Raw genomic sequence first — 12261 nt, 5'->3', positions numbered from 1 at the left:
CGGGCCGGCCGCCGGTCGCGATGCGCATCGAGCAACAACCCGCCTTCGTCCTGCACGCCCGGCCGTACCGGGAAACCTCGCTGCTGGTCGAGTGCCTGACCCCCGACTACGGCCGCATCGGCGTCGTCGCGCGGGGAGTGCGCAAGGAGCGGGCTCGCCTCCAGCGCGCCCAGCTCGAGCCGTTCCAGCGTATCCAGCTGGACATGCTCCTGAAGGGCGAACTGGCCACGCTTCGTGGCGCCGAACCTTCCGGTGCGGTGATGAGGCTGACCGGCGATGCGGGGCTCGCCGGCCTGTACCTCAACGAGCTGGTGGTCCGGCTCACCGGGCGACAAGATCCGAACGCGGAACTGTTCGCCTTCTACGAACGCACATTGCGGCGCATGGCGGCGGGCGAACCGTTGGCCTGGACCCTGAGACGTTTCGAGCGCGACATGCTCGACTCGCTGGGGTATGCGTTGCAGCTCGACGTGGACGCGGTCCAGGGCGAACCGCTCGAGCCCACGGCGACGTATTTCTATGACCCGGAATCCGGCGTCATGCCGGGACGTGCCGGCGATCCGCAGGCGATTCGCGGGGCCGACCTGCTGGCGCTGGCCGTCGACCAGTCGCCGGACACCGCGGGGCTGGCTTCGCTACGGCGCATGATGCGCCAGGTGATCGGCTTCCACCTTGGCGGCGGCGAACTACGTGCATGGCGGGTGCTGCGCTGACGGGCTTGTCTTCAGCCAGACAAAGCCGCCAGCGTCGCATCGAGTTCCTCCCGGAATCGTGCCAGTGCATCCGGCACCACCGTGCGTGTTTCCCGCACATGTACCTGCAGCACCTTTGCTTGCGTCCCCAGCCGCGCGGCGCCACAGAAACCGCATGCGGAACGCAGCCGGTGCATGCGCTCCACGAGGGCGGCCGGATCGGCCGCCACGGTGTCCAGCTCCGCAGCCAGTTCCACGAGTTCGGCGCGAAGCAGCATGCGCAGCGCCTGCATGGTCGCCGTATCGCCCGCGGCGGTGAGGCCTGCCTGGTCGTCCAGCACCCGAAGCTGCCCATCGATACCCAGGGTGGCCGCCAGCGCATCGACCACCGAGGCGATGCGGCAGGGTTTCTCGATGATTCCCGCGAATCCCGCCTTGAGTAATTCCGCACGCAGGCTGGAGGGCACTTCCGCGCTGGTCGCCAGCGCGGTCGCCTCCCGCGAGGCCGACCCGGCGTCGGCGCGCAGCGTGGCCAGCACGTCGATGGCCCCCGCGTGGGGCATGCGGCAGTCGAGAATGAGGGCATCGAAGCGTTCGGCGCGCCCGAGCGACAATGCCTCCGCGCCGTCACATGCGAGGGTCACCCTGTAGCCGTGCCCGCCAAGCGCGCCGGCGAGGAATTGCCGCGTGGAGGGGTCGTCGTCGGCGACCAGCAGCCGGCGCGCGCCGGAAGTGACGTGAAGAAAAGGGGCGTCATGCGACATGCAACGTTCCGTGTCGTTCATCTGGATTTGGCAGAATGGCCGACCATGCTCCCCGTATCAACCCGCCCGTTCATCATGCTGCTCGTCGTCTCGATCGCCCTGGCCTGGGCGAACGGTGCGCAAGCGGGTCTGTCGGTGGGAGCCGACACGCTTCAGGTGCCGGGACTGGAGATGTCCGGCATGCAGGCCGATATCGATCCAGCGGCGAGCGGCAAAGGCCTCGACGTGAAATTGACCGCCGATCGCGCGGACATGCCTGCCATGGGCTGGCGCAAGCTCGGCCTGGGCCTGGACGGCGTGCTCGATCGCGACGAACTCGGCCGTTGGGTGTTCGAGGGATCGGTCCGGCTGAAGGGGGCGCCGGGCGGCGCCCTGGGCAACGCCACCGTGCGGATCGTCGCCGACGCCGCCGCGAATACGCTTGAGGTGTCGCTGCGCCAGGACAAGGCCTCCGCACAGGTGGCCTTGCCGATGGACCAACCCACCCACGCGCAGATCACCCTGAAGGACCTTCCCGCGGGATGGTTGCAGGGCCTGCTCTCCACCGTCTGGTCCGGCCGTGCCACGGCGGGGCGGGTCGACGCCGACCTCGCGCTCGATATCCTGGAAGACGGCGTCCAGGCGGCCGGCCAGTTCGCGCTGGACGGTGTCGGCTTCGACAGTCCGGGCGGGAAGCTCGCCGGGCAGTCGCTGTCCGGCGGCGGCCGCCTCGGTCTCGACAGTCACGCCGACGGCCAGTCGATCGACCTCGACGCCACCCTGCGTGGTGGCGATCTGCTGCTCGGTCCCTTGTATGCCGACTTGCCTGCGCATGCCGTGCAGCTGGCGCTGGGCATCCGTACCCATAAAGGCGAACTCGCGATCCCTCGGCTGCGCCTGACCGATCCCGACGCCTTGCAGCTCGAAGGCGAACTCGGTTTCAATGCCAAGGGCGATTTGTCGCGGCTAAGGTTCGATCGTTTCAACGCCCGCTTTCCAGCCGCCTACAATCGCTACGGCAAGGGACTGCTGCGCGATGCCGGCCTCGACGGCTTGCGTGCGAGCGGTGAAGTGGCCGGTCACGTGACGATGGAAGGCGGTGCGCTCAAGGCCTTCGCCATGCAGACCGGCGGTCTCGATCTGGCATTGTCCGATGGGCGCCTCGGCATCGATGGCTTGCGCGGCTCCGTCGACTGGAGCGCCACCGACGAGCGGCCGGCGACGAAGCTCGGCTGGCGCGCCTTGAGGGTCTACCGCATCCCGAATGGCGCGGCGGAGGCATCCTGGCACAGCACCGGTGGGACGCTGAAGCTGGATAAGCCGTTCGCGATTCCCGTCCTCGACGGCCAGTTGCGCGTCCTCGGGCTCTCCCTGCGTCCTGCGGCCGCCAGCGGCGAGCGGCTGCAAACCTCGCTGGCGCTCACCCAGATCGACATGGCCGCCTTCTGTCGCGCCCTAGGCTGGCCACAGTTCCAGGGGACGCTCGGCGGCGCCGTGCCCTCGCTGCGCTATGTCGACGACCGGGTCGAACTGGCTGGCGGCCTGTCCCTCAATGTCTTCGACGGCTTCGTCGATATCACCGGCATGACCCTGTCGCGTCCGTTCGGCGATGCGCCCGTGCTGACCGGCGACATCGCCCTGCGCGGCCTCGATCTCGGCCTGCTGACCTCGGTGTTCGACTTCGGCAACATCACCGGTCGCCTGCACGGGGCGATCGACGACCTTCGCCTGGTTGCGTGGAGCCCGGCATCGTTCAAGGCCAGCCTCGTCGCCGATGAAGGAGGCAGGATCAGCCAGAAAGCGGTCAACAACCTCACCTCCGTGGGCGGGGGCGGTATCGCCGGTGGACTCCAGGGCACGGTGCTGAAGCTGTTCAAGACCTTCGGCTACAAGCGCATCGGCCTGTCGTGCACGCTGAAAGGCGATGTCTGCAGCATGGGCGGCCTGGGCCCGGCGAAGGATGGCTACACTATCGTCGAGGGCAGCGGTTTGCCCCGATTGACGGTGGTGGGACACCAGCGGGAAGTGGACTGGCATACCCTGGTCCGCCGCCTGCAAGCCGCAACGGAAGGCGACGGACCCGTCGTGCGATAACCCAGGAAGTGGAGTAGAAATCATGCGTAAATCCCTGATTGGCCTCATTGTGGCTGCGGCGCTAGCCCTCGTCGGCTGCGTCACCATCAATGTCTACTTCCCCGAGGCGGCGGCTCAGAAAGCCGCGGACCAGTTCATCGGCAACGTCCTCGACGAAAGCGGGGTCGGCAAGCCCTCGCCCGCCAAGGACGCGCCGGCGCGGCCGGCGCCGGGCAACCAGCCGTCGGCGTCGCTGCTCGACCTGGTCATTCCCGCCGCGCAGGCAGCGGACGCGCCGGACATCCAGGTCCGCACGCCGGAGACCGACGCGATCCGGGCACGCATGAAGGCCCGTTTCGGTGGACAGCTGAAAGCCTTGTTCGATAGCGGCGCGGTGGGCTTCACCGCCGACGGACTGGTGGCCGTGCGTGACGCCGGTGCCTTGCCCCTGGACCAGCGCTCGCAGGCGGACGGCCTCGTCAAACAGGAAAACAACGACCGCGACACGCTGTATCGTGCCATCGCGGCGGCGAACGGCCACCCCGAGTGGGAGCCGCAGATCCGCAAGACCTTCGCCGAGGGTTGGGTCCAGCGCGCACCGCCGGGCTGGTATTATCGCGATGCCTCCGGCGCCTGGAAGCGCAAGTAGGCATTCCGCCAGGATCGCACGCCTCGCGGCGCGTCCTCCCAGCCAGCCCGGGCCGTCGGCGGTCCGGGCTTTACGTTTTGAGCGCATGACCGAATTCGAAGCCATCATCACCGACCTCAGCCACGACGGCCGGGGCGTCGCCCGCATCGACAACAAGGCCACCTTCGTCTCCGGCGCGTTGCCGGGCGAGCGCGTGCTGCTGAAGTACCGCAAGCGCCACCGTAACTACGACGACGCCGAGATCGTCCAGGTGCTCCAGGCATCTCCCGAGCGGGTGGCACCGAAATGCCGTCACTTCGGCCAGTGCAGTGGTTGCTCGCTGCAACACATGGACCCGGCCGCGCAGATCGCCGCCAAGCAACGCGTGCTGGCGGAAAACTTCGAGCGCATCGGCAAGGTGAGCCCCGCGTCGTGGTTGCCGCCGCTCACCGACCAGCCCTGGGGCTATCGGCGCAAGGGCCGTTTCTCGGTTCGCTATGTCGCGAAGAAGGAGCGCGTGCTTGTGGGCTTCCGCGAGGAAGCCAACCCGCGTTTCGTGGCGGACATCGATACCTGCGAGGTCATCCATCCGGCGCTTGGGCCGAAGGTGGGGTTGCTCGCCGCACTCATCGGCGGCCTCGACGCGGCTCGCGATATCCCGCAGGTGGAATTCGCCGCGGGTGACGACACCGTGGCCCTGGTATTCCGTCACCTGGTGCCGCTGTCGGAGCGGGACCGGGCGGCCCTGGTCGCGTTCGGCAAGGAGCACGGCCTGGCCATCTACCTGCAGCCGGGCAACCAGAGCAGCGTGCATCCGATCTGGCCCGAATCGCCACGCCTGGCCTTCGCCGTGCCGGCCGACGGCGTCGAACTGGAGTTCCTTCCGCTGGACTTCGTACAGGTGAATGCCGGCATGAACCAGCGCATGCTCGCGCGCACGCTGGAACTGCTCGACCTGCAGCCTGCTGACCGGGTGCTCGACCTGTTCTGCGGCCTCGGCAATTTCACCTTGCCGATCGCCCGGCACGCCGCGGAAGTGGTCGGCGTGGAAGGCGAGCATGGCCTGGTCGAGCGTGCGGCGGCCAACGCCGCCCGCAACGGCCTGGGCAACGCCTCGTTTCGCGTCGCCAACCTTTTCGAAGACCAGCGTGCCGCGCCATGGGCCACGCAGCCGTGGGACAAGATCCTGCTCGACCCGCCGCGTGCCGGTGCCGACAAGGTGCTGGAATACCTTCCCCGCAAGGGCACCTCGCGCGTGGTCTACGTATCGTGCCACCCCGGCTCGCTGGCGCGCGACGCGGGTATCCTTGTGCAGAAGCACGGCTTCAAGCTCGTGTCGGCCGGTGTCATGGACATGTTCCCGCACACCGCGCATGTCGAATCCATCGCGCTGTTCGAGCGCGGCTGAAGGGCGGGAATCCATGGGCGTCGAAATCGAACGCAAGTTCCTCCTCGCGAACGACGGCTGGCGTTCCCTCGTGGAGCGCAGCGAGCGCATGGCGCAGGGTTACCTCGTCAATGCCGCCGCCATCGCCGCCGGGCAGGCGAAGTGTTCGGTACGCGTGCGCATCGCCGGTGACGCGGCATGGCTCAACATCAAGTCGGCCACGCTCGGTATCGAGCGGCACGAGTTCGAATACACCGTTCCGCTCGCGGAGGCGGAGCATCTGCTCCACGAGCTGTCCGATGGCGTGCTCGAGAAGATTCGTCACCATGTCATGCTCGATGGCGCACACTTCGAAATCGACGAGTTCCTGGGCGATAACGCCGGGCTGTTCGTCGCGGAAGTGGAGTTGCCTTCGGTCGACGCGGCGTATCCGCGACCGGACTGGCTCGGCATCGAAGTGAGCGAACAGACCCGCTATTACAACGTCAACCTGATCGGCCGGCCCTATGCGACCTGGTCGGCCGCCGAGCGGGAAGGGAAGGAGGACACCGCATGCTGATCATCGGCCTTGCCGGTACCGAACTGGCCGCGCACGAACACGGCCGGCTCACCGCGCCAGGGGTGGTCGGGACGATCCTGTTCTCGCGCAACTTCCGTTCGCGCGAGCAGGTCACGGCCTTGATCGACGCCATCCGCGACGTCGCCGGTGACGACTTCCTCGTCTGCATCGACCAGGAAGGAGGGCGCGTGCAGCGCTTTCGCGAGGGATTCACGCGGTTGCCGCCGCTCGCGGCGATCGGCAGGTTGTACGAGAGCGATCCCGTCGAGGCGGTGAATCGCGCCGAGGAACATGCGTGGATCATGGCCAGCGAAATGCGCGCCATCGGTGTAGATTTCAGCTTCGCGCCGGTGGCCGATCTCGAACGCGGCAGCGCGGCCATCGGCAACCGTGCCTTCCACGCCGATCCGGCCATCGCCGCGGAACTCGTGCAGGCCTATGTGCGCGGCATGCACCTGGGCGGCATGGCGGCCGTGCTGAAACATTTTCCCGGCCACGGCTCGGTCAAGGAAGACACCCACGAATCCGTCGCCGTCGATCCGCGCGGCAAGGACGAGATCCTGCGCGACGACCTCCAGCCCTTCGTGGCCGGCATGGAAGCGCGCGCGGAAGCCGTCATGGCCGCACACGTCAGGTACCCCGCCGTGGACGACCGTCCTGCCGGCTATTCGCGTATCTGGATCGAGGAAATCCTGCGCGGCGAACTCGGCTTTCGCGGCTGCGTGTTCGGCGACGACATCAGCATGGCCGCGGCCGGCGGCGTCGGCGGCATCGCCGCGCGCGTGGCCGCGAACCTCGATGCTGGCTGCGACCTCGTGCTCGCCTGCTTTCCCGACGTCGTTCCCGAGGCGATCGCAGCGGTCGAAGGCCGCCGCCCGTCGCCGGCCGAGCGTATCGCCCCCTTGCGCGGTGCGATCGGTTCGACCTGGGAAGGCCTTATCGACAATCCCCAACGCGACCGGTTCATCGCGCGCGTGACCGCCCTGGAGCCCTGACCTGACCATGACTGCCGCTTCGCTCGACGACGCGCTCGCGCGCTCGGATATCTTGTTCACCCGTGAACAGCTCGACATCGAAATCGCCCGCATGGGCAAGGAGATCGACATCGCCCTCGCCGGCGAACGTCCCGTCTTCCTTACCGTGATGCATGGTGCGCTGGTCTTCGCCGGCCAGCTGGCGCTATCGGTCAAGACCGACCTCGAGTTCGACTACGTCCACGCCACCCGTTACCGCGGCGAGACCAGCGGAAGCGACCTGCACTGGCTGCGTCGCCCCGAAGTGCCGTTGAACGGCCGTACCGTGTTGCTGGTGGACGACATCCTCGATGAAGGCCACACGTTGAAGGCCGTGCGCGACGCATGCCTCGACATGGGGGCATCGCGTGTATTGCTGGCGGTGCTCTGCACGAAGCTGCATGGCCGCCGTGCGCACGGCATCGAGGCCGACTTCAACGGCGTGGATCTTCCCGATCGCTACGTTTTCGGTTATGGCATGGATTACCACGAGCAGGCGCGCAACCTGCCGGCCATCTACGCACTGAAGGACTGATGTCGATGAGTATCGATCTCGCCGTCATCGGCGGTAGTGGCCTGTATGCTTTCGAGGGCCTGGAGAATACCGGGCGTCAACGGGTCGAGACACCCTTCGGTCCGGCCTCCGGCGATGTCGTGATGGGCGACTTCCGCGGCAAGCGTCTCGCTTTCCTCGCCCGCCACGGCGAGAGCCACACGTTGCCGCCGCACCGGGTGAATTACCGGGCGAACCTGTGGGCGTTGCATTCGCTCGGCGCACGCCGCGTCGTGGCTGTGAACGCGGTGGGCGGCATCCGCGACGACATGGGCCCGCGTACCCTCGTCGTGCCGGACCAGATCATCGACTACACCCACGGCCGCTATACCAGCTTCAACGATGTCGATGGGGCGGAAGTGCGTCACATCGACTTCAGCGAGCCCTACACGCAGAGCCTGCGCGAGGCGATCCTGGCCGCCGCCCGTGCGGAAGGTCTGGCGATTGTCGACGGTGGCGTGCATGGCGTCACCCAGGGCCCGCGACTGGAAACCCGGGCGGAGATCGCGCGCATGAAACGCGACGGCTGCGACCTGGTCGGCATGACCGGCATGCCGGAAGCGGCGCTCGCACGCGAACTCGACCTGGAGTTCGCGTGCCTTGCCCTGGTGGCCAACTATGCGGCGGGTGCCGGCGACGAAGCGGAAATAAGCATCGAGGAGATCTTCGCCCACCTCGCGGCGGCGACCGCGAACGTACCGCCGATCCTCGGACGCCTGCTGGCGGATGCCTGACGGGAAAGCGTCCCAGTTGCGCTTTGGTCTAAAACATGATGATACTTTGTGCGCGCCGCGGGGGCAGGCCAAGGGGATCCATGGGGAACGCCTCGCCATCCGGGTGCTTCCAGTCCATGTCCAGAGGTTTCCGCAATGCGTTTCGGTACGGTCAAGTGGTTCAACGATGCCAAGGGTTTCGGTTTCATCGCGCCCGAGGACGGTGGGGAGGACGTGTTCGTCCACTTTTCTGCGATCAACTCCAAGGGGTTCCGTAGCCTTCAGGAAGGCCAGCGTGTGAAGTTCGAAGTGACCAATGGGCCGAAGGGGGCCCAGGCGTCCGGCGTCGAAATCGCGGCGTGAACGCCACGACATCGATGCCATAAAAACCCCGCGCGAATGCGCGGGGTTTTTTTTGTTTCGCATTTTTTGAGGTTCTTCGGGGGTCGGGCTCGGCTTCGCCCTCGCGTTGGGTTGTGTGCGTGGCGGGGGAGCTGCCGGGCGTCCCCCTCGGCGCGCCAGGCGGCGCCGTCCCTTGGGGAAGGATGCCGCTGCGCGGCCATGTTTGATGGCTGCGCCCCGGCGGGCTCGGACGGTCGGGCGGGGGTTTTCGATTCGCCTTCCTGGCTCAGCGGAAACGATCGGCCGTCCTGGCCGATCCCCTGACGGGCCTTTTCCGCCGGGCCGTCCTCGTCGCCTCATGTCGCGCCGAGGGGGACGCCCGGCAGCTCTCTCGACACTGCGGCGGGTTGATGGGAAAGAGCTCAGGTTGTCGCACGCCGGACAGCACACACCGCACACCCCAACACCGCGACACCGCACATCGGGACACACCGCAAAGCACCGCCCCCTTGTTTGACCACTGCACCCTGGTGGGAGCCGACTCCGTCGGCGATCCCGCGGCAGCGGGCCCGGTTGAGGCAAGCACCCATCGCCGACAGAGTCGGCTCCCACCGGAGCGGCTTACGAATTTCTGCGATCCCGGCTTCGCTCACGCCCGGCGGCACGGATTCCGACGATCGCCTTTGCCCTTTTCCGGCAGCGTGTGCACGCCTGGCATCGGACCCTGTGTGGATGCGACATGTCTCCGGCTCGTCCCTCATCGAATCGCTTCTCGCGCTGGCGGTGTTCGCCATCGGCAGTGCGTCGGTCGCGACATGGGTGGCGCAGTCGATGGCCATCGACGCGAGGGCGTCGCGGCTTGTCGCGGCGACCACGATCGCGGTCAGCATGGAGGCACGCATACGCGCCGGCAGCGGTACCGTTTCCGATGAAGACCTGCGTGTGTTTCATGCCGCGCTCAAGCGGCAGGTGGGGCCGGCCGCCAGGGGTTCCGTGACCTGCAGGCCTGCGGCGGCGTGCGCCGTCCAGATCGCCTGGGCGACGCGCGAGGTCCTGTCATGGCCGTTCGATCCGTGACGGCTCGTGGCATGACGCTGGTCGAACTGCTCGTCGGGCTGGCGGTGGCCGCGATCGTCGCCGCGGTCGCCATGACCGGCTTGTCGATCATGGGGCTTGCCATCGTTCGCCAGCGCGCGGCGACGAGGATGGAAGACGCGGTGTGGCTGGCGCATGCGGCGATCGCCCGGGACCTGTGCGTGTCGACGGGGTGGAAGGGTTGCGTCGAGGCACGCGGCTGCACGACGCAGACAGTGCATGGTGGCATGCCGGCACTGGTGCTCGACCATGCCGAATGGTTCGTCGACGGGGGACTCTGGCGATGCCAAGGGCCGGATTGCCAGACCTACCTCGATGGTATCGCCGGCGCCGAGTTCATCGCCTCGCTAAGGGACGACGGCGGGACGCTCCGCCAGGTGCCCTTCGCACCGATCCATGGAAAAAGAGCCAAAGCGCTCGAAGTGGTGCTATGGACGGTGGATGGGCGCCGTTACAGCCGGACGACGGACCGGGGTGGTTGTGCGCCGGTCCGTTGAGCGTGGCGCGATCCTGCTCGTGGTGCTGGCGGTGCTCGCGATGATGGCGATCCTTGCCGCTTCGTTGTCGCGCTCCGCGCGGTCGCGGGTGCTGGCCGCGCAGGAGTTCCACCAGGCGGAGAGAGACGCCCGGCACCGCCGCGTCCTTCATGGTGGCGATGGCGGCGACGCCCGTGCGACCATCGGCGATGGCGCGGCCGACGCGTCGTCGAATGAGGCAACCCATGGATCGCAGACGATTCCTCCAGGGGGCGACGATCGCCTCCGGCGTGGCACTGGCCGCCAAGGGCATCGCTAAGGCAGCTTCCGCCACGACCGCCGCGGGGATGGTTCCGCGTGTGTGTTCCACCTGGGACTTCGGCGTGGCCGCCAACCAGGCCGCCTGGAAAGTGCTCGCCACCGGCGGGCGCGCGCTGGATGCGGTGGAGCAGGGCGCCCGCGTACCGGAGGCCGACCTGCGCAACCATAGCGTCGGTCGCGCCGGGTATCCGGATCGCGACGGCAAGGTCACGCTCGACGCCAGCATCATGGACGAGAACGGCAACTGCGGCGCGGTGGCGGCGATCGAGCATATCGCCCATCCGATCTCCGTCGCCCGGCGGGTCATGGAGCGCACGCCCCATGTGCTGCTGGTGGGTGATGGCGCGCTGCAGTTCGCGATCGAGCAGGGCTTCCCGCGCGAGGAACTGCTCACCCCCGAATCGGAAAAGGCCTGGCACGAATGGCTTAAGACGGCGAAGTACAAGCCGGTGGCCAATAGCGAGGTCAAGAGCTACAACGCGGGTCCCGGTGGAACGCCGGGCGATGCCAGCAATCACGACACGATCGGCATGCTCGCGATCGACGCCAAGGGCAACCTGTCCGGTGCATGCACCACCAGTGGCATGGCCTGGAAACTGCACGGACGCGTGGGCGACAGCCCGATCATCGGCGCTGGCCTTTACGTCGACAACGACGTGGGCGGCGCGACCTCCACGGGCGTGGGCGAAGAGGTGATCCGCAACGTCGGCAGCTTCCTCGTCGTGGAACTGATGCGCCAGGGCCGCTCGCCCGAAGACGCATGCCGCGAGGCGGTGGAGCGCATCCTGCGCAAGAAGCCGAACGCGAAGGATCTCCAGGTCGGCTTTCTCGCGATGGACAAGAAGGGCAACGTCGGCGCCTGGGCGATCCAGAAGGGTTTTTCCTATGCGGTCTGCGATGCGGCGAAGCAGGATGCGTTGATTCCCGGCAAGAGCAGCTACTGACCATGGCGCTGCTCGAGATCGCGGCTAATTCGGTGGCATCGGCGTTCGCCGCGCAGGAAGGCGGTGCGGGACGCGTCGAACTGTGCGCCTGTCTGGAAGAGGGCGGGATCACGCCTTCGCACGGCACCATCGCGTTGGCACGCGAGGGCCTGGGCATCCCACTCTATGTGTTGATTCGTCCGCGGGCAGGCGACTTCGTCTACGAGAACGCCGAGGTCGAAGCCATGCTCGACGACATCGCGCATTGCCGGGCACTCGGTTGCGACGGCGTGGTGGTCGGCGCGCTCACCGCCGAAGGCGAAGTGGATGTGGACGTCTGCGCTTTGTTCGTGCGCGCGGCCGAAGGCATGGGGCTGACCTTCCATCGCGCGTTCGACCTGGTCGATGACCAGTCCTCCGCGCTGGAAACGGTGATCGATCTTGGATTCGAGCGAGTGCTCACCTCCGGCGGCATGCAGAGCGCGGTGGCCGGTGCCTCGTCCATCGCGCGGCTCGTGGCCCAGGCGGGAGGGCGGATCGCCGTGATGCCCGGAGCCGGCATCGAACCGGGCAATGTCCTCGACCTTCGCGAGGCGACACGCGCACGCGAATTCCACGCGTCGGCGAAGAAGCGCCTTCCCTCGGCGATGCGCCGCGTACCCGGCGACGCGCTCGGCATGGGCGCGGGCGAGATCCGCACGGACGTCGAGACCGTGCGCGCGCTGGTCGCTGCTCTCGCTTGA

General features: G+C 67.5%; 15 protein-coding genes. 14 read left to right on the top strand and 1 reads right to left on the bottom strand.

The annotated features are described in order from the left end of the window. Window positions 1-20 precede the first annotated feature (20 nt). A complete protein-coding gene (gene recO, locus ACN9M2_RS11680) occupies window positions 21-713 on the top strand; it encodes a DNA repair protein RecO (RefSeq protein WP_426284906.1) in 693 nt (230 codons plus the stop codon). An 11-nt stretch (window positions 714-724) separates the two neighbouring features. Here the strand turns inward: recO and ACN9M2_RS11675 are convergent, their stop codons facing one another. Next, window positions 725-1456 carry a response regulator gene (locus tag ACN9M2_RS11675; protein WP_426284905.1) on the bottom strand — a complete coding sequence of 244 codons (732 nt, stop codon included), beginning with the start codon at window positions 1454-1456 and terminating at the stop codon, window positions 725-727. Between the two features lie 45 nt (window positions 1457-1501). On the opposite strand from ACN9M2_RS11675, the gene ACN9M2_RS11670 reads away from it, so the two are divergent. The 13 genes from ACN9M2_RS11670 (at window position 1502) to ACN9M2_RS11610 (ending at window position 12261) form a co-directional block, all read left to right on the top strand. Beyond that, window positions 1502-3529 carry a hypothetical protein gene (locus tag ACN9M2_RS11670; protein ID WP_426284904.1) on the top strand — a complete coding sequence of 676 codons (2028 nt, stop codon included), beginning with the start codon at window positions 1502-1504 and terminating at the stop codon, window positions 3527-3529. 22 nt (window positions 3530-3551) lie between these two features. Next, window positions 3552-4157 (top strand): YdbL family protein, encoded by a 606-nt coding sequence (locus ACN9M2_RS11665; protein ID WP_426284903.1) that lies wholly within the window; start codon window positions 3552-3554, stop codon window positions 4155-4157. Between the two features lie 85 nt (window positions 4158-4242). Next, complete coding sequence (gene rlmD, locus ACN9M2_RS11660) at window positions 4243-5544, top strand: 23S rRNA (uracil(1939)-C(5))-methyltransferase RlmD (RefSeq protein WP_426284902.1); 1302 nt, start codon at window positions 4243-4245, stop codon at window positions 5542-5544. Window positions 5545-5557: 13 nt separating this feature from the next. Continuing rightward, entirely contained in the window at window positions 5558-6082 is a 525-nt protein-coding gene (locus ACN9M2_RS11655; RefSeq protein ID WP_426284901.1) for a CYTH domain-containing protein, read from the top strand. Further along, window positions 6076-7077: a beta-N-acetylhexosaminidase gene (gene nagZ, locus ACN9M2_RS11650; RefSeq protein WP_426284900.1), complete on the top strand. Its 1002-nt coding sequence runs from the start codon at window positions 6076-6078 to the stop codon at window positions 7075-7077. Before ACN9M2_RS11655 ends, nagZ begins: the two co-directional genes overlap by 7 nt. A 7-nt stretch (window positions 7078-7084) precedes the next feature. Continuing rightward, on the top strand, window positions 7085-7630 hold the full coding sequence (locus ACN9M2_RS11645; protein ID WP_426284899.1) for a hypoxanthine-guanine phosphoribosyltransferase: 546 nt from the start codon (window positions 7085-7087) through the stop codon (window positions 7628-7630). A 5-nt stretch (window positions 7631-7635) separates the two neighbouring features. Then, the gene (locus ACN9M2_RS11640) at window positions 7636-8382 is read left to right on the top strand and encodes an S-methyl-5'-thioinosine phosphorylase (protein ID WP_426284898.1); all 747 of its coding nucleotides are present in this window, start codon (window positions 7636-7638) and stop codon (window positions 8380-8382) included. Window positions 8383-8517: 135 nt separating this feature from the next. Then, a complete protein-coding gene (locus ACN9M2_RS11635; protein WP_306846354.1) occupies window positions 8518-8724 on the top strand; it encodes a cold-shock protein in 207 nt (68 codons plus the stop codon). A 711-nt stretch (window positions 8725-9435) separates the two neighbouring features. Next, window positions 9436-9780, top strand: coding sequence for a type IV pilus modification PilV family protein (locus tag ACN9M2_RS11630; RefSeq protein ID WP_426284897.1), 345 nt, complete (start codon window positions 9436-9438; stop codon window positions 9778-9780). After that, the gene (locus tag ACN9M2_RS11625) at window positions 9762-10295 is read left to right on the top strand and encodes a PulJ/GspJ family protein (protein WP_426284896.1); all 534 of its coding nucleotides are present in this window, start codon (window positions 9762-9764) and stop codon (window positions 10293-10295) included. Before ACN9M2_RS11630 ends, ACN9M2_RS11625 begins: the two co-directional genes overlap by 19 nt. Continuing rightward, complete coding sequence (locus ACN9M2_RS11620; RefSeq protein ID WP_426284895.1) at window positions 10279-10593, top strand: hypothetical protein; 315 nt, start codon at window positions 10279-10281, stop codon at window positions 10591-10593. Before ACN9M2_RS11625 ends, ACN9M2_RS11620 begins: the two co-directional genes overlap by 17 nt. Next, complete coding sequence (locus ACN9M2_RS11615; protein WP_426284894.1) at window positions 10520-11539, top strand: N(4)-(beta-N-acetylglucosaminyl)-L-asparaginase; 1020 nt, start codon at window positions 10520-10522, stop codon at window positions 11537-11539. Before ACN9M2_RS11620 ends, ACN9M2_RS11615 begins: the two co-directional genes overlap by 74 nt. Window positions 11540-11541: 2 nt before the next feature. After that, window positions 11542-12261, top strand: coding sequence for a copper homeostasis protein CutC (locus ACN9M2_RS11610; protein ID WP_426284893.1), 720 nt, complete (start codon window positions 11542-11544; stop codon window positions 12259-12261).

Source organism: Luteibacter sp. E-22, from assembly GCF_049913125.1.
Lineage (GTDB): Bacteria > Pseudomonadota > Gammaproteobacteria > Xanthomonadales > Rhodanobacteraceae > Luteibacter.
Note: the sequence above shows the minus strand (reverse complement) of the source record. Positions and strands in the feature narration are given on the sequence as shown.

Excerpts from the sequence above, each read along its gene's own strand:
- recO (WP_426284906.1), top strand. The coding sequence starts at position 21 with ATGCGCATCGAGCAACAACCCGCCTTCGTCCTGCACGCCCGGCCGTAC.
- ACN9M2_RS11675 (WP_426284905.1), bottom strand. The coding sequence starts at position 1,456 with ATGTCGCATGACGCCCCTTTTCTTCACGTCACTTCCGGCGCGCGCCGG.
- ACN9M2_RS11670 (WP_426284904.1), top strand. The coding sequence starts at position 1,502 with ATGCTCCCCGTATCAACCCGCCCGTTCATCATGCTGCTCGTCGTCTCG.
- ACN9M2_RS11665 (WP_426284903.1), top strand. The coding sequence starts at position 3,552 with ATGCGTAAATCCCTGATTGGCCTCATTGTGGCTGCGGCGCTAGCCCTC.
- rlmD (WP_426284902.1), top strand. The coding sequence starts at position 4,243 with ATGACCGAATTCGAAGCCATCATCACCGACCTCAGCCACGACGGCCGG.
- ACN9M2_RS11655 (WP_426284901.1), top strand. The coding sequence starts at position 5,558 with ATGGGCGTCGAAATCGAACGCAAGTTCCTCCTCGCGAACGACGGCTGG.
- nagZ (WP_426284900.1), top strand. The coding sequence starts at position 6,076 with ATGCTGATCATCGGCCTTGCCGGTACCGAACTGGCCGCGCACGAACAC.
- ACN9M2_RS11645 (WP_426284899.1), top strand. The coding sequence starts at position 7,085 with ATGACTGCCGCTTCGCTCGACGACGCGCTCGCGCGCTCGGATATCTTG.
- ACN9M2_RS11640 (WP_426284898.1), top strand. The coding sequence starts at position 7,636 with ATGAGTATCGATCTCGCCGTCATCGGCGGTAGTGGCCTGTATGCTTTC.
- ACN9M2_RS11635 (WP_306846354.1), top strand. The coding sequence starts at position 8,518 with ATGCGTTTCGGTACGGTCAAGTGGTTCAACGATGCCAAGGGTTTCGGT.
- ACN9M2_RS11630 (WP_426284897.1), top strand. The coding sequence starts at position 9,436 with ATGCGACATGTCTCCGGCTCGTCCCTCATCGAATCGCTTCTCGCGCTG.
- ACN9M2_RS11625 (WP_426284896.1), top strand. The coding sequence starts at position 9,762 with ATGGCCGTTCGATCCGTGACGGCTCGTGGCATGACGCTGGTCGAACTG.
- ACN9M2_RS11615 (WP_426284894.1), top strand. The coding sequence starts at position 10,520 with ATGGATCGCAGACGATTCCTCCAGGGGGCGACGATCGCCTCCGGCGTG.
- ACN9M2_RS11610 (WP_426284893.1), top strand. The coding sequence starts at position 11,542 with ATGGCGCTGCTCGAGATCGCGGCTAATTCGGTGGCATCGGCGTTCGCC.